General features: G+C 59.5%; 18 protein-coding genes. 4 read left to right on the top strand and 14 right to left on the bottom strand.

Annotated elements, in window-relative coordinates:
* Positions 1-13 precede the first annotated feature (13 nt).
* A complete protein-coding gene (locus tag BMY45_RS06045) occupies positions 14-619 on the top strand; it encodes a BUD32 family EKC/KEOPS complex subunit (RefSeq protein WP_092395680.1) in 606 nt (201 codons plus the stop codon).
* On the opposite strand, the gene BMY45_RS06040 is transcribed toward BMY45_RS06045, so the two are convergent.
* The 14 genes from BMY45_RS06040 to glnE all read right to left on the bottom strand — a co-directional run bounded on the left by BMY45_RS06040 (position 605) and on the right by glnE (position 17,849).
* Entirely contained in the window at positions 605-1,708 is a 1,104-nt protein-coding gene (locus tag BMY45_RS06040; protein WP_092395678.1) for a glycosyltransferase, read from the bottom strand. The two genes, BMY45_RS06045 and BMY45_RS06040, sit on opposite strands and share 15 nt — an antisense overlap.
* A gap of 48 nt (positions 1,709-1,756) precedes the next feature.
* Positions 1,757-2,521, bottom strand: a complete 765-nt coding sequence (locus BMY45_RS06035) for a glycosyltransferase family protein (RefSeq protein WP_092396006.1) — start codon at positions 2,519-2,521, stop codon at positions 1,757-1,759.
* 56 nt (positions 2,522-2,577) lie between these two features.
* Entirely contained in the window at positions 2,578-3,534 is a 957-nt protein-coding gene (locus BMY45_RS06030; protein WP_092395676.1) for a glycosyltransferase family protein, read from the bottom strand.
* Between the two features lie 55 nt (positions 3,535-3,589).
* On the bottom strand, positions 3,590-4,720 hold the full coding sequence (locus tag BMY45_RS06025) for a glycosyltransferase (protein WP_092395674.1): 1,131 nt from the start codon (positions 4,718-4,720) through the stop codon (positions 3,590-3,592).
* Positions 4,704-6,461 carry a carbamoyltransferase family protein gene (locus BMY45_RS06020; RefSeq protein ID WP_047225903.1) on the bottom strand — a complete coding sequence of 586 codons (1,758 nt, stop codon included), beginning with the start codon at positions 6,459-6,461 and terminating at the stop codon, positions 4,704-4,706. Before BMY45_RS06020 ends, BMY45_RS06025 begins: the two co-directional genes overlap by 17 nt.
* A 238-nt stretch (positions 6,462-6,699) precedes the next feature.
* The gene (locus tag BMY45_RS06015) at positions 6,700-7,572 is read right to left on the bottom strand and encodes a DUF3800 domain-containing protein (RefSeq protein ID WP_092395672.1); all 873 of its coding nucleotides are present in this window, start codon (positions 7,570-7,572) and stop codon (positions 6,700-6,702) included.
* 11 nt (positions 7,573-7,583) lie between these two features.
* On the bottom strand, positions 7,584-9,059 hold the full coding sequence (locus BMY45_RS06010; RefSeq protein WP_092395670.1) for a lipopolysaccharide kinase InaA family protein: 1,476 nt from the start codon (positions 9,057-9,059) through the stop codon (positions 7,584-7,586).
* Positions 9,059-9,811: a lipopolysaccharide kinase InaA family protein gene (locus tag BMY45_RS06005; protein WP_092395668.1), complete on the bottom strand. Its 753-nt coding sequence runs from the start codon at positions 9,809-9,811 to the stop codon at positions 9,059-9,061. Before BMY45_RS06005 ends, BMY45_RS06010 begins: the two co-directional genes overlap by 1 nt.
* Positions 9,808-10,542, bottom strand: a complete 735-nt coding sequence (locus BMY45_RS06000; RefSeq protein ID WP_092395666.1) for a lipopolysaccharide kinase InaA family protein — start codon at positions 10,540-10,542, stop codon at positions 9,808-9,810. Before BMY45_RS06000 ends, BMY45_RS06005 begins: the two co-directional genes overlap by 4 nt.
* Positions 10,542-11,348 (bottom strand): lipopolysaccharide core heptose(I) kinase RfaP, encoded by an 807-nt coding sequence (gene rfaP / locus BMY45_RS05995; protein ID WP_092395664.1) that lies wholly within the window; start codon positions 11,346-11,348, stop codon positions 10,542-10,544. The genes BMY45_RS06000 and rfaP overlap by 1 nt, the downstream gene beginning before the upstream one ends.
* A complete protein-coding gene (locus BMY45_RS05990; protein ID WP_092395662.1) occupies positions 11,345-12,469 on the bottom strand; it encodes a glycosyltransferase family 4 protein in 1,125 nt (374 codons plus the stop codon). Before BMY45_RS05990 ends, rfaP begins: the two co-directional genes overlap by 4 nt.
* The gene (waaC, locus tag BMY45_RS05985) at positions 12,469-13,527 is read right to left on the bottom strand and encodes a lipopolysaccharide heptosyltransferase I (protein WP_092395660.1); all 1,059 of its coding nucleotides are present in this window, start codon (positions 13,525-13,527) and stop codon (positions 12,469-12,471) included. Before waaC ends, BMY45_RS05990 begins: the two co-directional genes overlap by 1 nt.
* Position 13,528: 1 nt before the next feature.
* Positions 13,529-14,563: a lipopolysaccharide heptosyltransferase II gene (gene waaF / locus BMY45_RS05980; protein WP_092395658.1), complete on the bottom strand. Its 1,035-nt coding sequence runs from the start codon at positions 14,561-14,563 to the stop codon at positions 13,529-13,531.
* 346 nt (positions 14,564-14,909) lie between these two features.
* On the bottom strand, positions 14,910-17,849 hold the full coding sequence (gene glnE / locus BMY45_RS05975) for a bifunctional [glutamate--ammonia ligase]-adenylyl-L-tyrosine phosphorylase/[glutamate--ammonia-ligase] adenylyltransferase (protein WP_092395656.1): 2,940 nt from the start codon (positions 17,847-17,849) through the stop codon (positions 14,910-14,912).
* A gap of 382 nt (positions 17,850-18,231) precedes the next feature.
* Between glnE and aceE the strand changes: the two genes are divergently transcribed.
* From aceE to BMY45_RS05960, 3 genes are all read left to right on the top strand, one after another.
* A complete protein-coding gene (gene aceE / locus BMY45_RS05970) occupies positions 18,232-20,877 on the top strand; it encodes a pyruvate dehydrogenase (acetyl-transferring), homodimeric type (RefSeq protein ID WP_092395654.1) in 2,646 nt (881 codons plus the stop codon).
* Between the two features lie 11 nt (positions 20,878-20,888).
* Positions 20,889-22,520, top strand: a complete 1,632-nt coding sequence (aceF, locus tag BMY45_RS05965; RefSeq protein ID WP_092395652.1) for a dihydrolipoyllysine-residue acetyltransferase — start codon at positions 20,889-20,891, stop codon at positions 22,518-22,520.
* 320 nt (positions 22,521-22,840) lie between these two features.
* Positions 22,841-24,235, top strand: coding sequence for an alkaline phosphatase D family protein (locus BMY45_RS05960; RefSeq protein ID WP_092395650.1), 1,395 nt, complete (start codon positions 22,841-22,843; stop codon positions 24,233-24,235).
* Positions 24,236-24,373 lie beyond the last annotated feature (138 nt).

The following is a 24,373-nucleotide window of genomic DNA, read 5'->3' as shown; positions in this document are numbered from 1 at the left end:
AGGCTTTCCTACGATGCAATCCTCACGGCTTCCCCAAGCCGCTTTGAATCAATTGATTGAAGGCGCCAGTATTCTGGAGGCCGACGGCCACGGCCCGAAGGTCTATCTGTTGCAGGATGGGAATATCCTCAAGTTGTTTCGCCTCAAGCGGTTTTTTTCTTCAGCCCTTTTACGGCCTTATTCAGCGCGGTTCATCAACAACGCGGTCCGATTGCAGGAACTCGGCGTGCCTACGCTCGAAGTGCTGGCCTTCTACAAACTGCAAAAACCCGGCATGACAGCCGTACTGTATCGACCTCTGCCAGGAAAAACCCTGCGTCAATTATCGAATCAGGAAAATTTCAGCTGGCAGCAGACCCTTCCGACACTGGTCGAGCTGATCCGCAGCCTTCACGCTCGCGGCATTTATTTTCGCTCATTGCACCTGGGTAACATCGTCGTCACGCCTGAGAACAAGCTGGGACTGATCGATGTAGCCGACATGCGTTTCCTGCGCTCTCCACTGCCACGCCGCCTTGTGCGTCGCAACCTGCAGCATTTCGCTCGTTATATTGCCAGGGAGAACCTGAACGAGAGCTTTCCCATGCAGGCGCTGGAAAGCGCCTTACTGCCTGCCTGAGATCAAGTTCCGAGCGGTCTGGCTGAAACTCAGCCAAGCCTGCTCCGGGGCCAGCGCCTGGTACTGGGCCTGCGCTACGGCGTCGGCTGGAGCCTGTGAGGCCTGGGTAATCACCTCACTCCATGCCTCTTCGTCATTGGCCGGTGCGTACCAGCCGGTATCCCCCAGTTGCTCACGGAATACAGCGAGTTCGCTGGCCAGCACCGGGATGCCTGCCAGTATCGCTTCCTGAAGGATCAGACCCAGCCCTTCGTCGAGTGATGGAATCAACACCCAATCGAATGCCTTATACAGCGTCGCGACATCTTCCAGATGCCCAGTCAACAAGACCTTGCCAACAAGATCCGGCTGGGCGATCCGAGCCTGGAGCGCATCGCGTCTCGGCCCTTCACCTACAATGACCAGGCGCCAATCACCATGGCCCGACGCCGCTCGCGCGAACGCGTCCAACAAGCTGGCAAATCCCTTTTTACCCACCAACCGGCCGACGGCACCAAATACACGCTGATCTGTAGAGGACAACCCCAAACGAGCGCGCGCCTCCTCACGTGGCTTGAGTGAAGCCTGAAAGGCAACCGGATCGAACGCGCTGCGTAATGCAACGACCGGAAGGCCGAGTTCGTCCTGCAGCGACGTAGCCAAGGTCTCGGAGACAGCCGCCAGACTCAGGCGCGAAGCAGGAAACCCGCGCAGCAACTCACGGCTTGTAATGTGCAGGCGTGTCGCGCCATGGAAGATCACCACCACGCGGATCTGAGGCATGTCCTTGAGCACCGGCAAGAGAGTCCGGGCCACGCCCAGGCCATCGAGCAATACCACGCGGGCATCACTGTCGAGCAAAGCCTCCCGAAAACGGCTTCGCATCCAGGGCCTGAACAGGCGCCAGATGTGCCGCCCCTTGAGTCGGGCTGACGTCAGATTCCACTCACGCGCCGGCCCGACATCGACCTGACAGTCAGAAGCCGATCCCTGCAAAAGCCAGGTTTTTACGGGCATCCCGGGCTCGATTCGCGAAAGGATCTGATGATGGACCTTGTGTACCGAAGCAAACGGCAAACCGCCTGCCCACATAACATTGATAATGCTCATCAAGCAGCAAACCTTTTATCGCCGACCAGGATTCGTGCTTCGAGACATCTAATAGTTGATAAGCCAGCCAACGCAGACTCCGAGCAAAAGAACCAGAAAGAGCTTGATTTGCTCTCTGCGTCTGCGACGCGCTTTGCGCTGACGCTCGACAGGGACCTCGACATGGACGCCGAATCCAGTATGCAAAACAGCATCCCCTTCCAGCGTGACCGCCGTCAAGTTCAGTTGCGCATAGCGAAGCGACAGTGCCTTCTCGCCGCCATAGCCCGCAAACGGGGCACACAGCTGGTATTCCTTCAGACGTCGCAGGCCAGGATTGAGGGAAAAACTCTGCCACTCAGGCTTGTCGGATATGAGCGGATAACACGGTACACCACCGACCACCTCACGCTCGCCCAGGCGAATGTAAGGGCTGTGTACACACAGGTCGTAAACATAGTTGCGCAGCCAGACTTGTAGGATCTCGGGACGCAATTCGAGAATCTTGCGCGAGTCTTCTACAAAGGCCGGGCGATAGAACTCCCAGTCGTCCTCACAGTGAAAGATGTAAGGGGTCTTCACATGCCCGTACGCCAGGTCAATAGACGCCAATTGCCCCAGCTTCGGTCGATTGACGAATACGGTACAGCGATCCCTCCAATGCGCTGGGATAACTGCATTTACACCCTCGTCGCCGGCATCTTCGGTAATGAAGACCTCACGAATCGGCGCGGTGTTGAAATGGTCGAAGCTCTCAAGGGTTCGCTTGAGCAGATCGAGCCGACCGCAACTGGTCACCACCAGGGTAATGTCACTTTCGTCGGAAAACTGCACCTGAAATACCATTTAGTCAAACGCCATCCGAACGCCAGATGGCTGAACGGTTCCCGTCAAACGCCCAGTTTCAGGCGCAATTTTTCCAGCAGACTCAACGGTGCACGAGGCCGCAAGGTCGGCTCCAGTGCCTCAACGATTTTCTGCCCAATGCGTGCGAAACTGAACTGCTCCAGCGCCAGTTCATGGCCGTTGCGCGCAATACGATGGGCCAGTTCGGGGTCAGCTCGCAGCCGGGAAAGCTTTTCCTGAAGCTGCGCAACGTCGCCATACAACACCACGTTATGCATGTCCTGCAACCCCAGCGCACGCGCTTCATCGACACCCTGATCGAAAGCCAGCAGCACACAACCACAGGCCATGGCTTCGAAATTCTTGATCATGAACTCGCCCATACCCACATCGGCGCTGACAAAAAAACGAATGCGGTTCAGGGTTTCGCAATACTCTTCCCCGGACTTGGTACGGGTTACCACCAGCGGTTCAACGCGTGCCAACTCATCCAGCAGTATCTTGCGCCCACTGTAGGCGGCACTGTTGGTGCTTCCTACAAAGGCCAGCTCGATATCCCGCTCGCGATGCTGATTTTGCAATAACGATTGATCGTAGCCTTTGGGTACGAACACCGCATCGAAACCTTCGGCGCGAAGACGTTGAGCAACCATGAAGCCGGAGCTGATGACCCGCACCCATGGCAGACGACGATAATGGGCACTGAACTTGCCAGTGTATTTGCACGGTATGTAGTTCTGATAGGCGTCGTGTTCCAGGATCACCAGATTAGGGATCGTGCGAATGAATGCCGCCTGGCGGATCTCCTGCTTGAAGCGCAGGAAAAATACGATCCGGTCGTAACGCGATACGTCCACGTGACGCCGGAAATACCCTCGCAAGTTACGCTGCTCCTTGCTGTCGAGCCAGCGCAGGTCACACTCGCAATGGGCTGCCACGCCTTCATAGAGGCGGTCCAAGATGGCCCGCTGCTCTTTCTGGACCAAAAATAAAACTTTCATCGTCTTCCTTGCAGCACCGAACGACTTGATAAATAACGGGAAGTCTTATTGCGCATCAGGTCCTGGGCGCCAGTTCGGCGACCAGGGGCAAACGCCAGAAAGCCTCACGAGCAGCCCGGTCGGAAAAGCGCTCACGCAAGCGATCAAGCATCAGTTCTGCACACCTGCGACGCTGCAAGTCGTCCATGGCCGCCAAGTGCTGCAGGCCCTGCGCCATATGTTCGGCATCGCCTAGCGGAAACAAAATGCCGACCCCCTCTACCACTTCCTTTGCTCCCCCGCAGGCGGTGGCCAGTAGCGGCACACCAGCGGCCATGGCTTCGAGCAGCACCATGCCGAACGGCTCATGGTCAGAACTCAGAGCAAATACATCAAAGGCGCGAAAATAGCGACGCGCTTCAGGCACCTGACCGAGCAACAGCACACGGTCGGCAATGCCCAATTCCAGCGCCAGTTCCTTAAGGTCCTGTTCCAGGCGTCCCTTGCCGAGAATCACCAACTGGCTATTGGTGGGCAAATACTCCAGCGCCAGGGCAAATCCTCGCAACAGCGTAGCCTGGTCCTTGTCCGGGTGCAGACGGCCCACATTGCCGACAATCCAGGCGTGAGCATCCAACCCCAGGCTATGCCGCGCTTCGTCGCGGGACACCAGGCCAGCCTGCACGGCTTCCAGGTCGATACGGTTGTAGAGGGTCTGAATCCGGCTAACCGGCCATTTAGGCAAGTGACAGCGAATGTCGTCACGCACTGCATCGGAAACGCCAAGCAGGCTCAGGCGTTTGCGGAAAAACTGGACGAACACCCGTCGGGTCAACCGCTGATAGTCCCCCAACGCATGATGCACTCCGATTACCGGCAGGCCGGTAGCGAGCAAGGTGATATAGATCGGCTTAAAGCGATGGGCGATGCAAAAACTGAAGTTTCGCGAGGCGACAATCTTTCTCAGATCGCCGATCGCGCCCAGCTTCAGGCCTCTGATCGCACTGGAGCTGTACTCCATGAACAGCACCTCGTCAGAGGCGCAACGGGCGGCCACTTCCGTATCGGCCGCCCCTGTGAGAAACACCGTCGTCACGCGATAGCCAGTGCCCGCGAACAGACTGGCATATTGACGGGCGCAGTCGAGGAACGGTCCATCGTAACCGTGACAGAACTGCAATACGTGCCGCTCAGCCGAACGTGTCATAGGCATCCACGCCGTCTTTGACCACCAGAATATCTTCCATGATCAGGTATTGCAGGTCTGAGCCAAAGAACATGTTCAGTGCGTCGGTGGGCGAGCAGATCATCGGTTCGCCACGGCGGTTGAGCGAGGTGTTCAGGGACACGCCATTGCCGGTCAGGACTTCCAGCGCTTTCATCATGTCGTAGTAGCGCGGGTTGTATTCGCGCTTGAGTACCTGGGCCCGGGATGTGCCGTCTTCGTGGACGACTTCCGGCACGCGGGTTTTCCACTCTTCGGCCACTTCGAAAGTAAACGTCATGAACGGCGCAGGGTGATCAACCTTGATCATCTGCGGTGCAACCGTGTCGAGCATCGACGGGCAGAAAGGCCTCCAGCGCTCGCGGAACTTGATCTGTTCGTTGATGCGATCGGCCACGCCGCTGGCGCTCGGGCAACCGATGATCGAGCGACCGCCCAAGGCACGCGGGCCAAACTCCATACGCCCCTGGAACCAGGCCACCGGGTTGCCGTCGACCATGATCTTGGCGATGCGCTCAGGGGTGTTGTCGATCTTGCGCCATGCAGGCTTGCTCGGATGGCGGGCGCAGGCGGCGATGACGTCTTCGTTGCTGTAGGCCGGGCCGAGGTAGACGTGTTCCATTTTCTCCACCGGCACGCCACGGGCGTGGGACACATAAGCTGCCGCCCCCACGGCGGTGCCGGCGTCGCCGGAAGCCGGTTGCACGAACAGTTCCTTGACGTCGTCACGGGCGATGATTTTCTGGTTCAGCTTGACGTTCAACGCACAGCCACCGGCGAACGCCAGCTTGCCGGTCTCCTTGAGCACGTCGCCCAGATAGTGGTCGATCATCTGCAGCGCGAGCTTTTCGAACAGCGCCTGCATGCTGGCCGCGTAGTGGATATACGGCTCGTCGGCGATGTCGCCTTCCCGTTTCGGGCCGAGCCATTCGATCAACTTCGGCGAGAAGTAGAAGCCCTTGCCCTTCTCTTTATAGCGACGCAGGCCGATCACGTTGGCGTAGTCGGTATTGATCACCAACTCGCCGTTTTCGAACGAGGCCAGGCGCGAGAAGTCGTACTTGCTGGCATCGCCGTAAGGCGCCATGCCCATGACCTTGAATTCACCGTCGAGCATTTCAAAGCCCAGGAACTCGGTGATCGCGCCGTACAGGCCGCCAAGGGAATCCGGGTCGAAGAATTCCTTGATCTTGTGGATCTTGCCGTTTTCGCCATAGCCGAAGAAGGTCGTGGCGTATTCGCCCTTGCCGTCGATGCCCAGGATCGCGGTTTTCTCCTGAAATCCGGAGCAGTGGTAGGCACTGGAGGCGTGGGCCAGGTGATGCTCGACCGGCTCGATCTTGATTTTTTTCGGATCAAAACCCAGTTGTTCCAGGCACCAGACGATCTTGCGGCGATAACGCTTATAACGACGGTTGCCCATCAGGATCGCATCGAGGGCGCGATCCGGGGCGTACCAGTAACGCTTGGCGTAGTGCCAGCGCGCCTCGCCGAACAAGCTGATCGGCGCAAACGGAATCGCCACCACATCGACGTCGGACGGCTTGATACCGGCCTGTTCCAGACAGAACTTCGCCGATTCATAGGGCATGCGGTTCTTTGCATGTTTATCGCGTACGAAGCGCTCTTCCTCGGCTGCCGCGATCAGCTTGCCGTCGATATACAGCGCTGCGGAAGGATCATGGCTAAGGGCGCCGGACAGGCCAAGAATCGTCAATGCCACAGGGGTCTAGCCTCTTAATGTCTGCATGCGAGGCGACAAACGCCTCGAAAAAAGATGTGCCGCACGCCGGGGCGCGGGGCAGCTAAAGGGCGGGATTATAGCTTAAAAGCAGCGGCAAGCCTCTAGCTGCAAACGGCAGGCCCTTGGGGGAGTGTTCATTGACAGCTAATGGCTACCAACCTAAACTTCGCGCAAATGGACTGGGGGATCCCGGTCGGCGTCTAAGCCTCGGTGAGTTTCACCGGGGCTTTTCGCTTTCTGGAAGCGGGAATATCTTCAACCCCCAATTTTCAAAACCTTCCCCTACCTTGTCACGCCCGCCGCTGCAGTAGAACTTACGCTTGAGCACATCAAAAGCCCGGTTTTCCTGTCCTGCACGTAGGACACTCATACCAATAGGTCTCGCAACGAGATCTGCCAGCTGCAGGCCAGTAGAGTTAACCTGTTTAGTCGCAAAGACAATATCAAATGGAAGCTGAATACCCATACGGTTAGCGCCGTCGCACATACGGCGAAACTCCAGTTCAAGCTCGTTATCTTCTTTTTTTCCTCTGCGCTCGACAATCACATGAGTTAACGCATCCTGTTGGGTCTTCTCTTTCAGAAACTCATAAAGTGTTTCCAGACAGAACCCCAAAGCAACGTGGTATGGGTTATCTGCACCGCCTTGTTTATCACGCAGCCTCGCTTTATCGATCACGCAACTGATCAGGATAAAATTGCTCGCCTCAATAATGCTGGTCAGCTCGTCAAGAAATGCGTGCTTGTGCTGCCTGGATAAAAACAGACTCGAGAATGCGCCTTTTTCCTTGCGGATCTCCAGCTCATGCAGTCCGACCAGATCATGCCCCATATGATTAAACTTAAATTTCTGCAAAGCAGGGATGACCTTCTCGCAATAATGGCGCTTATGAAAAACGCAAAAAGCGAGTACGAACATCGGGTAGTTGGGATCCAGTGACTGCATCCCATGATCGCCACTTTCATCCACGTACACGATAAAGTCGCTGAATTTGCCATCCGGCGGCGTCGGCTTATGCTGACCGCCAGGCTTGTCGGCTTCAGTCTCAAAAAGTGAAAATTGCTGAGCCGACGCGGGGTAATCTGGCATACCGTCACGTCTCATTTTTCAAGGGGTATTGAGCACAAACCAGACCCCGATGCATCTTTGGGCACCCGCTGATCAATCACCCGATACAACGCACTGTCCTGCGGCCAGTTGCGCATGAACCGCGCGCGATCCCGGGCATAGGCCGGGGTGAAGCTGGAGAGGCTGCGGTGCTGGCACATGGAATCCAGGTCGATCAGCGCCCAGCGATCGTCCTGCCAGAGCAGGTTGTGGCCCTTGAAGTCGCCATGGCTGATGCGTTCGCGGATCAGGCCGGCGAACAACCGGTCCAGCGCCTGCAACTCTGGCTCGGGAGCGGCGCCGCTTTCGACGTAAGGGGCCAGGCGCTCAATGATGTCAGGCCCTGGCAGGTGCTCGGTCACCAGGTAGGCGCCGCGGCGCAGCCACAGAAAACGCTTTTCCAGCAATGCCAGCGGCTTGGGTGTGGCGATACCGAGGAACGTCAGGCGATGACCTTCGCGCCAGGCATGCCAGGCGCGGCTCGGACGCCAGAAGCGCTTGAGCCAGTGGGCGAAATTTTTGATGTTATAGCGCTTGATCAGCACGGAGCGCCCGTTCACATCGACTTTACCCACGCTCGCCGACCCACCGGTCTTGTATAAGTGACCTTGGTCAAGCAAGGCATCGGCCTGCTCCAGCACTGGCGCCATGACCGCCTCTTCATCACGACGAATCGCCCGCAGACCGAATGGACCACGCTGAACGCTGAACAGACTGCACTCACGCCCGACTTTTTCCAGAAAGTCATTCAGGCGCCAGGCGTATACCTTGTCGATCTGTTTTTGCAGCGCCTCCATGGGCAATGCGTGCTCGGCGTTGCCCAGCAGATAATGCACCAACAACTCTTCGTTGAAAGGTTCGAGGGATTTGGGCAACTGGGCGAAAAACACTCCCAGGTTTTCCAGCACTTTGTTGCGCGACAACGGGTGACCCGGCGTTTCTGCGCGGATGCCGGCGCCGTCGATCAAGTAGAGTTTGCCGCCGTGGCGCAGCAGATTGTCCAGGTGCAGATCTTCCTGCCACAGGCCTTTGCTGTGCAGTTGTGCAATCGCTCCCAACGCCTCGGCCAATACCGCCGTTTGTTCGTCGGCGAGCAATGGCAGGCCCTCGACCTGTTTCCAGGCGTCCCCAAGGCTTTCGGCCCCCTCGAGCAATTCGAACAGCAGCCAGCCACCCTCGCCTTCTTTCAGGCCATCGGCCAGCAACAGCGGCGTAGTCAGCCCCTGCTCGGCTAGCAGCCGCACGCCTTGCAGTTCGCGGTGAAAGTGCCTGCCCGCTTTGCTGCCGACCAGCAACTTGGCCAACACCGGACGGCCGCGCCAGACGCCAGCACCTACGTAGCGCTGTCCCGGCAACACACGCAACAGGGAGAGCAACTGCAATTGCGCCGGGCCGGCGGCGTCCGCCAGTTCCAGGCTCAAAGGCAGGCTGGGGCTGCGGCCGGCGTTCTTCAATTCGGATAAATGCATCAACGAGCCTCCTTATGGCTGCGCCGGGCGGTCAGACGGGTCATCCAGCGGTCAACCAGTGCACTCTTGAGCGGTTGATCCAGGTAGGTGCAGAGCATCTGACGCACATCGTCGTCACTCCAGACTCGCGCGCGCCGCAGCAAGGGCTCCAGGTCCTTGATTCGATCCCGCTGACCGAACAATAGCGGCCGGGTCTTTTCGAGGTCGATCAACTGCGCCTGATAGCCACTGGCGGTGGCTTGCAGAAAAATGTGCTTGGGGTAGAAGCAACCATGGACCTGACGCATGCCATGCAGGCGTCGCGCCAACTGCCCGCAAGCCTGCAGGACGGTGGCGCGTTGCGTCGCCGCCAGGCTCGACCAGCGTTGCAGCAATGAATCCAGATCATCCCAACCGTCCAGGGCACGCGTCAGCAGAATCGCCCGCACCTCCCCGCCCACATCGCGCTGACCATAGAACACCGCTTGCAGGGCCGGAATCCCCAGCTGGCGGTAACGGCTGATGTTGCGAAACTCCCGGGAAAAGCTGGGCTCGCCGAAGGGGTGGGACCACGTCCTGGTCAGGTAATTACTCTGGCGCTTGAGGTAATAACCCCGCCCTTCCAGTTCCAGCCGGAAGACACTGCTCCAACCGCCGCCCGCGGTGTTGGGTTCATCCACCGCATCCAATTGCAGCTCCCAAAGGGCTTCGAAGCTATCCAGGCCGTGGCGTTGCAACAATGACTGGTCTTCAGTCGCCAGAAAATCAGTCATTCACGCCCCTCGAAAAATCTCACTACGTGACGGATGCGCTTCTTGTCACACGCATCGAGCCGGTTACGCTGGCGATACTGCAGGTAAAAACGCAGGCGCTGAGTGGCCGACAAATGATACTTGGCTACCTTGTCCAGGCACGCCAGGTCTTTGGTGATGCGATACTTGAGCCAGAAGCCGCGCCAGAAATCACCATTTGGACAATCGATAAAAAACAGCCGTGACTGATCGTCGATCAGCAAGTTGCGCCATTTCAGGTCGTTATGGGTGAAGCGATTTTCGTGCATGGTCCGGGTATAGCCAGCCAGTTGCCGACTCACCCCGTCAACCCAGGCACGATTGGCCAGCCTCGGATCGTGACGACTGGCCAATGCCGAGAGATCTTCGGTGCCAGGCAGTTCGCGCGTGATCATCGCGCCACGGTCATAGGCTGCGCCACGTCGCTCCAGTCCCCAGGCCACGACTTCGGCAGTGGGGATGCCCCACTTGGCGAAGCGCTTGAGGTTCTGCCATTCGGACTTGACCCGAGGCTTACCCAAGTATCGCCGCAGCCCCTTGCCGGCCCCGGTGTAGCGTTTTACATAGTAATTCACGCCATTGCGCTGTACCCGAATCACCTCGGACAGCGGGTCCCGCGTCAAACGCTCGCCCTCCAGGGCGAACACTGCATCAAGACTGCCGAAATCCTCTGCCAGCTCAGCGTAGGAAGGCTCCAGTACCCAACCCGACATCAGAGCGCGCCCCCGTACCGCAGCTTGCGCGCGTAAAGCCTGTTGGCTTTGCTTTCGAGCCAGGTCAGCAGCGAAGCTTCTTCGGCCAGGATCCGCCTTAGCGGCTGCTGGAAATAACCCTTGAGGAAACGCAATTTGTCACGACGGGTCAGGCCGATGTCCAGTGCAGAGAAATACAGCGCCGCCAGGTCCTTGTTGCGCCAACGAAGGGGGATGGTGGGGCGGATCTGCGCACGGTGCAGGTCGATCACAGAAAGTTTGAAATCCGTGGCGGTCACGGGCTTATCGGTGTGCAGCAGAAAGTGGCAGATATAGCAGTCGCGATGGTTGACCCCGGCCCGGTGCATCATGCCGGTCATGCGCGCCACTTCGGCAATCAGGGCTCGCTTGAGCTTCGGCTGTGGCGGCTGCTTGACCCAGTCCATGCTGAGATCTTCGAGACTGACGGTCGGCGCCAGCTCTTCGGTGACGATGAACGAATGCTGGTCGGCCGGGTTGCTGCCTTTCTCTCCATACGCCACGGCGGTCATGGTCGGCACACCGACTTGCTGCAAGCGCTGGATGGCTTTCCATTCCTGTCCCGCGCCCAGTACCGGCAACTTGGCGGTCAGCAGATTCTTGAAGATCTCGCGCCAACCGATGCCACGGTGGATTTTCACGAAAAAGCCACGACCATCCACCTCCGTGCGCAAGGTGCGCCGGGCTTCCAGTTCGCGATAGACCTCGCCCTTGAGCGCCTCGACTTCGGCGAACGCATCGCGTCCGGCCCAAAGGCTCTTGAACGGTTCGGCCAGCATCAATTTCATTGTGCGTGCTCCGCCAATATCACATCGGCCGCGTGCTGCGGCATGCTGTAGAGGTCGGCCGTCTCGGCGAAGGCCAGACCGTTGCGGCTCCAGGCCGCGCGTGCGTCGGCGTCACCCAACATCCGCCCCAGGTACTCGGTGAGCTGCGCCTGTTCGAACGGTTCGTCCAACACCAGGCCACTGTCGGCCTCGGCGATGTAATGGGCGTATCCACACACCGCGCTGACCAGCACCGGCAAGCCGGCCACCAGCGCTTCAAGCAGTACGGTGCCGGTGTTCTCGTTGTACGCCGGGTGAATCAACAGGTCGGCGCCCAGCAGGAAACGCGGAATGTCGCTGCGGCCCTTGAGGAAGCGTACGTTGTCACCAAGTCCCAACGCGGCGCTCTGCAATTGGAATACTTTGGGGTCGTCCTGGCCGATTACAAACAGGCGGGTGCGTTTTTTAAGCTGCGAAGGTAGCGCGGCCAGGGCCTTGAGGCTGCGATCCACGCCCTTGGTCTTGAACCCGGAACCGATCTGCACCAGCAGCAGATCATCATCGGCCAGTTCAAATTCGGCACGAAACGCGGCACGAACCTCATCGGCGTCGGCGGGCCGGCGACGATCCTGGGCGATGCCCGGTGGCAGCAGGTGAAAGCGCTCCAGCGGCGTGTCGTAGTGCTTGATAAACAAAGGCTGTTGCACTTCGGAAATCATCAGTATTTCGGTCTTGGCATCCTTGGCGAATACCGCTCGCTCGTACTCGGAAAAGTGGCGGTAACGCCCCCAACGCCGGTACAGCGAATTGCGCAGGTTCTGCGCCTTGTCTTCAAAGCAGCCGTCAGCGGCGTAATACACGTCCAGGCCGGGCATTTTGTTGAAGCCGATCAAACGGTCGACCGGACGCTTGGCCAGGTCTTTTTCCATCCACGCACTGAGTTTCTCATTGCGACGGTGGTTGAACAGCGCCTTGACCGGCGCCACCAGCACTTCGAAGCCCGGCGGGACGTCACCCTCCCAGATCAGCGTGTAGACGCGGATCTGGTGACCGCGCCGCTGGCACTCCAGGGCGATGCGCATGAAGTCACGCTGCAGGCCGCCGAAAGGGAAGTATTTATAAAGGACAAAAGCCAATTGCATCAGCGCGGCTCCTCAGCCAATAACGTGCTCAAGTGGCTGGCAACACGCTCGGGATTCAGACGCGTGAAGCACAGGGGCTGCTCGCGTTTCAGGTCAAACCGACGGGCATCTTCGGCGGTCGGCGGGTAAGTACATTGTTTCTGCATGCAGGGCGCGCAAGGGAAATCACTGGCGAGGTGAATTTGCCCCTTGCCATAGGCACCCGTCAGCACCGGGTTAGTGGGGCCGAGCAGTGAAATGGTCGGCACATCCAGGGCAGCGGCCAGATGGCCCAGGCCTGTGTCCACGGCCACACAGGCCTGCGCGCCGGCCAGCACCTTGCCCATCCCGCCCAGATTCAGTTTTGGCAGTACCAGGGCGTTGCGCATGCCATTGGCGATCCGCTCGGCCCGGGCTTTCTCCAGCGGGCTGCCCCATGGCAGCTTCACCACGACGCCGAACTGGCCCATGCGCTCAACGAGTTGACGCCAGTAGAGCTCAGGCCAGTGCTTGGATTCCCAAGTCGTGCCATGCAGGAACACCACGTAGGGGTAGCTGCGCGGCAATTCAACCAGGCGGTCGACATTCAGGCCGTAGCTGCCCATGGTTTTGGGCAGGTCATAACCCAGCGCCACGGCAAACAACTGGCGCACGCGCTCTACCGCATGCTGACCGCGAGCCACGGCCAGGCGACGGGAATAGAAGCGCGCGGCCAAAGGTTCGCGAGCCGAGTGCTGATCCAGGCCAGCCACCGGAGCTTTGACGTAGCGAGTCAGCCAGGCGCTTTTCAGCAGACCTTGGGCGTCGATCACCAGATCGTACTTCTTGGCACGCACGCTTTGCTTGAAACGTCGCCACTCGCCGCTTTTGATGGTTTGCCAGAGGTTCTTGCGCCAGCGACGAATCGCCACCGGGATGACGGTATCCACCGCCGGGTGCCAGGTGGGAATTTCGGCAAAGCCTTCTTCCACCACCCAGTCGAACCTGATGCCGGGAATCGCCCGCGCCGCGTCGGTCAGCGCCGGCAGGGTGTGAACCACATCCCCCAGCGAAGAGGTCTTGATCAGCAATACCCGCAAGTTACTGAACCTCCACCGGTGCGCCCTGCAAACGCCCCAGGGCATCGTTCACCGACGGCGGCATGAGCTGGCGCAGGCAGTTGTAATGACCGAAGCGGCAGGTGCGATCGAAGCACGGGCTGCATTCGATGCCCAGGCGTACGACTTCGACTTTTTCGGCCAGCGGCGGCGTAAAGCCCGGCGAGGTGGAACCATACACCGCCACCAGTGGCCGGTTCAGGGCGGCGGCCACGTGCATCAGGCCGGAGTCGTTGGACACCACCGAATCGGCGCAGGACAACAGGTCGATGGCTTCGGCCAGGGAGGTATCGCCGCTGAGATTCACCGACTCCTCCCGCAGGCCCGGGATCAGGCGCGAGCGGATGTCCTCGCCCACCGAATGATCGTTTTTCGAACCGAACAACCAGACCTGCCAGCCTTCGCGAATCTTCGTCTCGGCGACCTGGGCGTAATGCTCCGCCGGCCAGCGCTTGGACTCACCGAATTCAGCGCCTGGGCAGAGAGCCAGCACTGGGCGGTCCAGGCTCAGACCGAACTTGGCCAGCGCCGCTTCGCGGGTCACCGAGTCGATCGCAAGGCTTGGGCGCGGATACGGCTTGGGCAACTCGGCACCCGGATCGTAGGCCAGGGCCATGAAGCGTTCGATCATCAGCGGGTAGCGCTCTTTATCCAGCGTGCGCACGTCATTGAGCAGGCCGTAGCGGAACTCGCCGCGCCAGCCGGTGCGTTTGGGGATACTGGCGAAGAACGGCACCAGTGCCGATTTCAACGAATTGGGCAACAGAATCGCCTGGTCGTACTGACCGGCCAGGGACTTGCCGATGCGTCGACGGGTCGCCAGCTCCAGCACACCGTGGCCGAGCGGGAAGCTCAAGGCCTTGCGCACCTGGGGCATGCGTTCAAGAATCGGCCGGCTCCACTCGGGGGCCAACACGTCGATTTCGCACTGCGGGTGACGCTGCTTGAGGCACTGGAACAGTGTCTGCGCCATCACCATGTCACCGACCCAACTGGGCCCTACAATCAGAATATTCATGTGGCTTCCAAAAACGATGCGGGGAGGCCTACGCCTCCCCGCCTCGACAATCACTGTGGCTTAGGACGCTGCCTGTTGCCATCACTCTACAACACACCGCCAATCCAAACCTGTGGGAGCGGGCTTGCTCGCGAAGGGGCCGTCACATCCAGCATCCCTATTGCCTGACACTCCGCTTTCGCGAGCAAGCCCGCTCCCACAGGGGAAAATCATCTGCTTCAAGTATGGTGCAGCACCACAAATCCATTGTGGGAGCGAGCCTGCTCGCGATGGGGCCATCACATCCAACATCAATGTCGCCTGAGACTCCGCCTTCGCGAGCAAGCCCGCTCCCACATTTAAATCTTCAACTCAGCCCCAGCTCACGCCAGATCCGCAGCACCTGCCGGCGCTCATCCACGAATTGGTCGCCTGCAATCACCCCGGCGTCTTTCTGTAGGGCCTCGCGGTGGGCGGCGGAGCGGTAGGCTTTGTAGGCCTCGCGCAGCAGGGTAGCGTCTTCGGCCGGCATCAGCCCGACCTCCTGCAACCCTTCCAGAATGCGGATGTTATCGGTGTAGCGCAGCAGCGATGGGTGCTCCTCGGACCACGCCAGGGCCGCGTATTGCACCATAAATTCAATGTCGACGATACCTCCGGCATCCTGCTTGAGGTCGAACGGCGCCGAGGCTTCGAAGGCATTCGCTGCGGTTCCGGCTGCGGTGGCCTTGCTGCCGAGGTTATCGCGCATCTTGGCGCGCATCTCGCTGACCTCCTGGCGTAACGTCGACAAATCACGCTTGCGCGCCAGCACCTGGGCACGAACCTTCTCGAACGCCTGACCCACGTCCTGGCTGCCCACCAGCACGCGGGCCCGCACCAAGGCCTGATGCTCCCAGGTCCAGGCCTCTTTCTCCTGATAACGTGCAAAAGCCCCGAGGGAGCTGACCAGCAACCCCGACGCCCCGGACGGCCGCAAGCGCATGTCCACTTCGTAGAGCTGTCCGGAGTTGGTCTGGGCCGTCAGCAAATGGATGATTCGCTGGCCGAGCCGGGTAAAGAACTGCGCGCCGTCGATAGGTTTCGGGCCATCGGTTTCCGCCTGCGGATCGCCATCGTGGATGAACACCAGATCCAGGTCGGAACCATGCCCCAACTCCAGACCGCCGACTTTCCCATAACCGACAATGATAAAGCCCGGATCGCACAGGCTGCCGTCAGTGCGCAGTGGCACGCCATACTTGGCCACGGTCTGGCGCCAGGCCAGGGCCAGCACTTGCTCAAGAATGGCCTCGGCCAGCCAGGTCAGGTAATCGCTGACTTTCATCAAGGGCAGGCTGCCGGCAATTTCAGAGGCGGCCACCCGCAAACGGTGCGCCAGCTTGAAATGCCGCAGGGCTTCCATTTGCTGCTCGAGGTCATCTTCGGGGATGCGTGTCAGGCGCTCACGCAACTCTGCCGCCAGCTCCGGCGCCAGGGGCGGCTTGAACAGGCGTCCCTCGTTGAGTAATTCATCGAGCAACAGTGGAAAGCGGGTGATCTGCTCGGCAATCCACGGGCTCGCCGCGCACAACGTCAGCAGACGTCGCAGGGCGCCGGGATTTTCCGTCAGCAGCACCAGATAGGCCGATCGGCGCGCCACGGCTTCCACGAGTGGCAATACGCGCTCAAGCACCAGGTCCGGGTTGGCATGTTCCACTGCCTGGGCCAACAGACGCGGAATGAATGCATCCAGACGCTCGCGCCCCAGACGCTGCATGGCGCGCAACTGCGCACTGCCGCGCAAGGCGGCCAGGGCTTTGAGCGCCTTGGGTGCGTCGGCAAAGCCGCCCTCCTCCAGTTGACGACACGCCGCCCCTTCATCCTGGCTGTCTTCCCACAGCGGCAACCATTCGCCGCCCACCGTTACTTCGCTTTCGCCGTCCTGCTCTTCATCCGGGTCGGCGATGACCTGGCCGAAGTGCCAGGCTACGCGACCGCGCCAGTACATCAATTGCTCATGGAAGGCCGCCCAGTCGGCAAAACCCAGCATGAACGCAATGCGCGCCTGGTCCTGCGCAGTGTCCGGCAGCATCTGGGTCTGACGGTCGGCGATGGCCTGGATCGCGTGTTCGGTGTAACGCAAAAACTCATAACCCTGGCGCAGCTCGTCGACCACCTTGGCCGGCAGATAACCCTGGCCTTCCAGGGTCGCCAGTACTTTCAACAGCGGACGCTGCTGCAAACTCAAGTCACGACCGCCATGGATCAACTGGAACGCCTGGGCAATGAACTCCACCTCGCGGATGCCGCCCGAACCCAGCTTGATGTTGTCGGCCATACCCTTGCGCCGCACTTCCTGCTGGATCAACTGCTTCATGGTGCGCAGCGCTTCGATGGCAGAAAAGTCCAGGTAACGGCGATAAACGAACGGGCGCAGCATGTCGAGCAGTTGCGCGCCGGCCACCTGGTCTCCCGCCACCACCCGCGCCTTGATCATCGCGTAGCGTTCCCAGTCACGGCCCTGGTCCTGATAATACTGCTCCAGCGCGTTGAAACTCAGCACCAGCGCTCCGGCCGAACCATAAGGGCGCAGACGCATGTCGACGCGGAATACGAAGCCGTCGACGGTCATCGGATCCAGGGCCTTGATCAGGCGCTGCCCCACACGAATGAAAAACTCCTGGTTATCCAGTGCCCGCTTGGCGCCAACGGTCTCGCCGCCCTCGGGGTAGGCGAAAATCAGATCGATGTCCGACGACAGGTTCAGCTCCACCGCGCCAAGCTTGCCCATGCCCAGGATGACCATGTGCTGCGGTTCACCGCTGCGCCGTCCGGTAGGCGTACCGAATTGCTGACTATGGCGCTGGTACAGCCATTGATAGGCCTGGTCGATGCAGGTATCGGCCATGTCGGAGAGATCGCGACAGGTCTGGACCAGGTCGGCCTGGCGGGTCAGGTCGCGCCAGATGATCCGCACCTGTTGGCGGGTGCGCTGGCGACGCAGGACGCGGCCCAGTTCGTCTTCAGTCTCGGCGGCCTGGACGGCGGCGCCAATCTGAGCGCACATTTCGCCGGGCGCCAGGTGGCGGTCCAGTTCACCGCTGCGCACCAGCTCCAGCAGCATCGAGGGGTCACGAACACTCTGCTCGATAAAAAAATCACTGGCGGCGGCGACACGGTTGAACTCGCTCCAGCGTTCGGGCGCCCAGGTGGACAGCCCATGGTCGTCGTCCAGGGAAGCGACCGCCGCACGGAACGACTGCTCGGCACGACTGACCAATGACTGGAGAATGGCCGGAACTTCGGTAAGCGAGGGCAGGCTCATGGTCTATCCTTGATCGGCGCGGGGAAGGCTGGATGTAGTGTTTTTTCAGATGACACTACCTGATCGACTGTCGAACAAAGATGATAAATAGCTGAAAATCTGATTTTATTGGCAGCCGACATCAAGTTTTTACCTGTACGAGTTGGCTAACGACCAACAGTAACGATTATTCTCACAACGAAACGAGGGGCCACAAGCCGCTCATGTGTAGTTTTACTACTCGTCTATACATTCGAAAGGCTGAAACGGCCGACGATTTGTAGTAAAACTACACGCCGCCGAAACAACCTTCGGCAATCCAAGAATTTATACCGTCTGCCCACAAGGCCAGTCGCAAACTCAGGCAACCGATTCTGGTAGCCTTTCCGCCCTGGAGCAAGCCATGCAAGACCTCGATCCCGTCGAAACCCAGGAATGGCTGGACGCCCTGGAATCGGTTCTCGACAAAGAAGGCGAAGACCGTGCTCACTATCTGATGACCCGTATGGGCGAACTCGCAACCCGCAGCGGTTCGCAATTGCCTTACGCCATCACCACGCCATACCGCAACACAATCCCCGTTACCCACGAAGCACGCATGCCCGGCGACCTGTTCATGGAACGCCGCATTCGCTCGCTGGTACGCTGGAACGCGATGGCCATGGTGATGCGTACGAACCTGAAAGATTCTGACCTGGGCGGTCACATCTCCAGCTTCGCCTCCAGCGCAACCTTGTACGACATCGGCTTCAACTATTTCTTCCAGGCCCCGACCGGCGAACACGGCGGCGACCTGATCTACTTCCAGGGCCACACCTCGCCAGGCGTTTACGCCCGTGCATTCATGGAAGGCCGCATCAGCGAAGAGCAGATGAACAACTTCCGCCAGGAAGTGGATGGTCAGGGCCTGTCGTCCTATCCGCACCCTTGGCTGATGCCGGACTTCTGGCAGTTCCCGACCGTATCCATGGGTCTGGGCCCGATTCAGGCCATCTACCAGGCGCGTTTCATGAAGTACCTGGAAGCCCGTGGCTTCATTCCCGAAGGCAAGCAGAAAGTCTGGTGCTTCCTGGGCGACGGCGAGTGCGACGAGCCGGAATCCCTGGGCGCCATCTCTCTGGCCGGCCGCGAGAAGCTGGACAACCTGATCTTCGTCATCAACTGCAACCTGCAGCGCCTCGACGGCCCGGTTCGCGGCAACGGCAAGATCATCCAGGAACTCGAAGGCGTGTTCCGCGGCGCTCAGTGGAACGTGACCAAGGTCATCTGGGGCCGTTTCTGGGACCCACTGCTGGCCAAGGACGTCGACGGCATCCTGCAACGCCGCATGGACGAAGTCATCGACGGCGAATACCAGAATTACAAGGCCAAGGACGGCGCGTTCGTCCGTGAGCACTTCTTCAACACGCCTGAACTCAAGGCAATGGTTGCCGATCTGTCCGACGACGAGATCTGGAAGCTCAACCGTGGCGGCCACGACCCGTACAAGGTCTACGCGGCGTACCACGAAGCGGTCAACCACAAGGAACAACCGACCGTCATCCTGGCCAAGACCATCAAGGGTTATGGCACCGGTGCCGGCGAAGCGAAAAACACTGCGCACAACACCAAGAAAGTCGACGTCGACAGCCTGAAGTTGTTCCGCGACCGCTTCGACATCCCGGTCAAGGACGAGGAACTGGAAAACCTGCCGTTCTTCAAGCCGGAGCCCAACAGCGCCGAAGCCCGCTACCTGAGCGAGCGTCGCACCGCACTGGGTGGTTTCGTGCCCCAGCGCCGCGCCCAGAGCTTCAGCGTGCCGACCCCATCGCTCGATACCCTCAAGGCCATCCTTGACGGCTCGGGCGACCGTGAGATTTCCACCACCATGGCGTTCGTGCGGATTCTCGCGCAATTGGTCAAGGACAAGGAAATCGGCCCGCGCATCGTTCCGATCATCCCGGACGAAGCCCGTACCTTCGGCATGGAAGGCATGTTCCGTCAGTTGGGCATCTACTCCTCCGTCGGCCAGCTCTACGAGCCAGTCGATAAAGACCAGGTGATGTTCTACAAGGAAGACAAGAAGGGCCAGATCCTCGAAGAAGGCATCAACGAAGCGGGCGCCATGAGCTCGTTCATCGCAGCCGGTACTTCGTACTCCAGCCACAACCAGCCGATGCTGCCGTTCTACATCTTTTACTCGATGTTTGGCTTCCAGCGTATCGGCGACCTGGCCTGGGCCGCTGGCGACAGCCGGACCCGTGGCTTCCTGATCGGCGGCACCGCCGGCAGAACCACGCTCAACGGCGAAGGCCTGCAACACGAAGACGGCCACAGCCACATCCTGGCTGCCACCATCCCGAACTGCCGCACCTTTGATCCAACCTACGGCTACGAGCTGGCGGTGATCATCCAGGACGGCATGAAGAAGATGACCGAAGAGCAGCAGGACGTTTTCTACTACATCACCGTGATGAACGAATCCTACCAGCAGCCAGCCATGCCGGCCGGCGTGGAGGAAGGCATCATCAAGGGCATGTACCTGCTCGAAGAAGATACCCGCGAAGCGGCGCACCACGTCCAACTGATGGGCTCCGGCACCATCCTGCGCGAAGTGCGTGAAGCAGCGAAGATCCTGCGTGAAGAGTTCAACGTCGGCGCTGACGTGTGGAGCGTCACCAGCTTCAACGAACTGCGTCGCGACGGCCTGGCCGTAGAGCGCAGCAACCGTCTGCACCCAGGCCAGAAGCCGAAACTGAGCTACGTCGAAGAATGCCTGAACGGCCGCAAAGGTCCGGTCATCGCCTCGACCGACTACATGAAACTGTTCGCCGAGCAGATCCGCCAGTGGGTTCCTTCCAAGGAATTCAAGGTGCTGGGCACCGACGGTTTCGGCCGTAGCGACAGCCGCAAGAAGCTGCGTCACTTCTTCGAAGTCGACCGTAAGTTCGTTGTGTTGGCAGCCCTGGAAGCCCTGGCTGACCGTGGCGATATCGAACCCAAGGTGGTGGCCGAGGCCATCGTCAAGTTCGGCATCGATCCGGAAAAACGCAACCCACTGGACTGCTGAGGAGAATTTTTGTGAGCGAACTCATTCGCGTACCTGACATCGGCAGCGGTGAAGGTGAAGTCATTGAACTGTTTGTGAAGGTCGGCGACCGCATCGAAGCCGAGCAGAGCATCCTGACGCTTGAATCGGACAAGGCCAGCATGGAAGTGCCTGCGCCGAAGGCCGGTATCGTCAAAAGCCTGAAAGTGAAGCTGGGCGATCGCCTGAAAGAAGGCGACGAACTGCTGGAGCTGGAAGTCGAGGGCGCCGCTGCGGCGCCTGAGGCGGCTCCTGCTGCCCCGGCGGCGGCTGAAAAGCCTGCCGCCGCACCGGTTGCCGAGGCGGCTCCCGCCCCTGCTGCCGCGCCTGCCGCAGCCACGGTCCAGGACATTCATGTTCCGGACATCGGCTCGTCGGGCAAGGCCAAGATCATCGAAGTGCTGGTCAAGGCCGGCGACACCGTCGAAGCCGACCAGTCGCTGATCACCCTGGAATCCGACAAAGCCAGCATGGAAATCCCGTCGCCGGCTGCCGGTGTGGTGGAAAGCGTCGAGATCAAGCTGGAAGACGAAGTGGGCACCGGTGACCTGATCCTGAAGCTGAAAGTGGCTGGTGCTGCGGCGCCTGCTGCTCCAGCCCAGGCTGCTGCGCCGGCCGCCAAGGCCGAAGCGGCTCCGGCTCCGGCTGCCGCGCCGGCCGCCAAAACCGAGGCTGCACCAGCACCAGCTGCCGCTCCCGCCCCAAGCGGTGCCAAGGTGCACGCCGGCCCTGCGGTACGTCAGTTGGCCCGTGAATTTGGCGTCGAACTGTCTGCCGTCGGCCCAAGCGGTCCACACGGTCGTGTGCTGAAGGAAGACGTGCAGGCTTACGTCAAGGCCATGATGCAGAAGGCCAAGAACGCTCCGGCCGAAGGCGCTACCGGTGGTGCGGGCATCCCGCCGATCCCGGCAGTGGATTTCAGCCGCTTCGGTGAAACCGAAGAAGTGGCAATGACTCGCCTGATGCAAATCGGCGCGTCGAGCCTGCACCGCAGCTGGCTGAACATTCCGCACGTGACTCAGTTCGACCAGGCCGACATCACCGAACTGGAAGCTTTCCGCGTCGCGCAAAAAGCCGTGGCCGAGAAGGCCGGCGTCAAGCTGACCGTGCTGCCACTGCTGCTCAAGGCCTGCGCACACCTGCTCAAGGAACTGCCGGACTTCAACAGCTCGCTGGCCCCAAGCGGCAAAGCTGTGATCCGCAAGAAATACGTGCACATCGGTTTTGCCGTCGACACCCCGGAAGGCCTGCTGGTACCGGTCATCCGCAACGTCGACCAGAAGAGCCTGCTGCAACTGGCTGGCGAAGCCGCTGCCCTGGCCGAAAAAGCCCGGAGCAAAAAGCTCACCGCCGACGACATGCAGGGCGCCTGCTTCACCATTTCCAGCCTCGGCCACATTGGCGGCACCGGCTTCACGCCGATCGTCAACGCGCCGGAAGTGGCGATCCTGGGGGTCTCCAAAGCCACCATCCAGCCCGTCTGGGACGGTAAAGCCTTCCAGCCAAAGCTGATGCTGCCTCTGTCGCTGTCCTACGATCACCGTGTGATCAACGGCGCCGCCGCTGCTCGCTTCACCAAGCGTCTGAGCGACCTGCTGGGCGACATCCGTACCATCTTGCTGTAACACCGGGCGGCCCTCCCCACGGAGGGCCTTTCGGACCGCTGTTTTCCGAGCGCCACGCTCGTACCTCAACCCCGCCCGTTTGGCGGGGCTTTTTTTTGCCTGAAATAAAATCGAACGTGCAGAGCAGCCCGTTCCATGGCCCAACTTTCCTACTGCACTCCACCTAGATGACTACGTCATCTATTGGACGTTTCCCACAACTCACGCCCCCTCCCCTATCAATATTTATCTCATGCATCGCTTTAGGATGAGTTCAGGGAAGCCATTAACTACTTACCTCAAAAACCGAAAAAAACTTTAACTTCGAATGGACTCGAATGATGTTCAAACCCACTGTTGGCCCTATTGTCGGCCACACGACACCTCATCACACGCGGATATTCCTGCGAGGGGATAACGATAAGAACAGCCTGGTATTTGCCGCCATCCGTTACCGGCGCCAGGGAGAGTCAATCTGGTCGAAAGGACACTTTGTTCAGTTGCATGCTTACCGTGACATGTCCGATGTCATCGTATTGAAGAACCTTCAAGCCGATACCGTCTATGAATACCAAGCCGGCTGGTTCAGCCGCCTGAGCCCTACTCATACAATCGAAACCGTTCAGGAACTGCCGCTGCAATGGCCTCGGGATATTTATCAAATGCGCACGCCGTCCAGCAAAAGCAGTGCACCGCACAGCTATATCGTGGGTTCCTGCCGCTACCTGCGGGTGACGGCCGGCGTCCCGTCCAGACCTGAACTGGGCGACCGGACTTTCGCCGGCATCAACCGCATCGTGGCCCAGGCCGACCCGCCGATCAGTGCTGTAGTGATGACCGGCGACCAGGTTTATCTAGACGATTTGAATATTGTCGCCCCGGACCGGAATCCAAAGGATATTCTTTTCAAATACCGCACCGCCTTTTCCCAGCCGCACATCAGAAAGTTGATGGCTGGAACACCGAGCTACATGATTCTCGACGACCATGAAATCAAAGACAATTGGCCTGCCAGCAAGAAAAAAGGCGACGAAAACTTTTATGCCAATGCCATGGATGCCTATGCGCTTTATCAAGCCAGCCATAGTCCGGCACATGAACTTTTAAGTGACGGAACATTAAGCAAACCATTGAGACAATGTTGGTATCAGTTCGCTCACGGCGATATCGAATGGTTCGTCACCGATAGTCGGACCCAGCGCAATCTGTCGGCGGATGATCGACGTATCCTGGATCAAGCGCAGGAACGATCGCTGATCAAATGGCTGGTCAACAGTCCGGCGCGGGTCAAGTTCATCGTGACCGGCGTGATGTTCTACCCGGACCGCAAGCTCAATACCTCGGACGCCTGGCAGGCCTTCCCGGAACAGCGTCTGCGCCTGCTGGAAACCGTTCGTCGCCATCGGATCAAGAACGTTATTTTCGTGTCCGGCGACGTCCATGGTTCTCTTACCAGTCGCCTGAGTCATAGCCAGGATTCTGACTTCGAGGTGCATACCATCGTTTCCTCGCCGTTTTGCAACAGCAAATTGCTTCCTTATGCCAGCGCCGCGAGTTTTATTTTTGGTGATGCCATGGCCCGCACGCCCAGCGGGGACTATCACTATGGGTTAAGCGGCAAGGTCATCAGCCAGGACAACTTCGCCCACCTGCAGGTCACGGCGCAGAGCGTTCAGGTCACGTTTCACGACCGTGATGGCACCCCATTACAGACAGTAGATATCCCGCTGCGCTGACGGGTGGTATAACCACCCGTGCCGTCTGATCGGCGGGCGACTGGAGAAATCCCTTCGTCGGCCGATAAAAGGTTTATAGCACTTGGCCTTCATCTCTCTTGTCAGCCAGTGCCGCAATGATGCAACCTTGCGCCAGTC

The organism is Pseudomonas sp. NFACC39-1, from assembly GCF_900110355.1.
Taxonomy (GTDB): domain Bacteria; phylum Pseudomonadota; class Gammaproteobacteria; order Pseudomonadales; family Pseudomonadaceae; genus Aquipseudomonas; species Aquipseudomonas tehranensis.
This window is presented reverse-complemented; position numbering and strand designations above follow the sequence as displayed.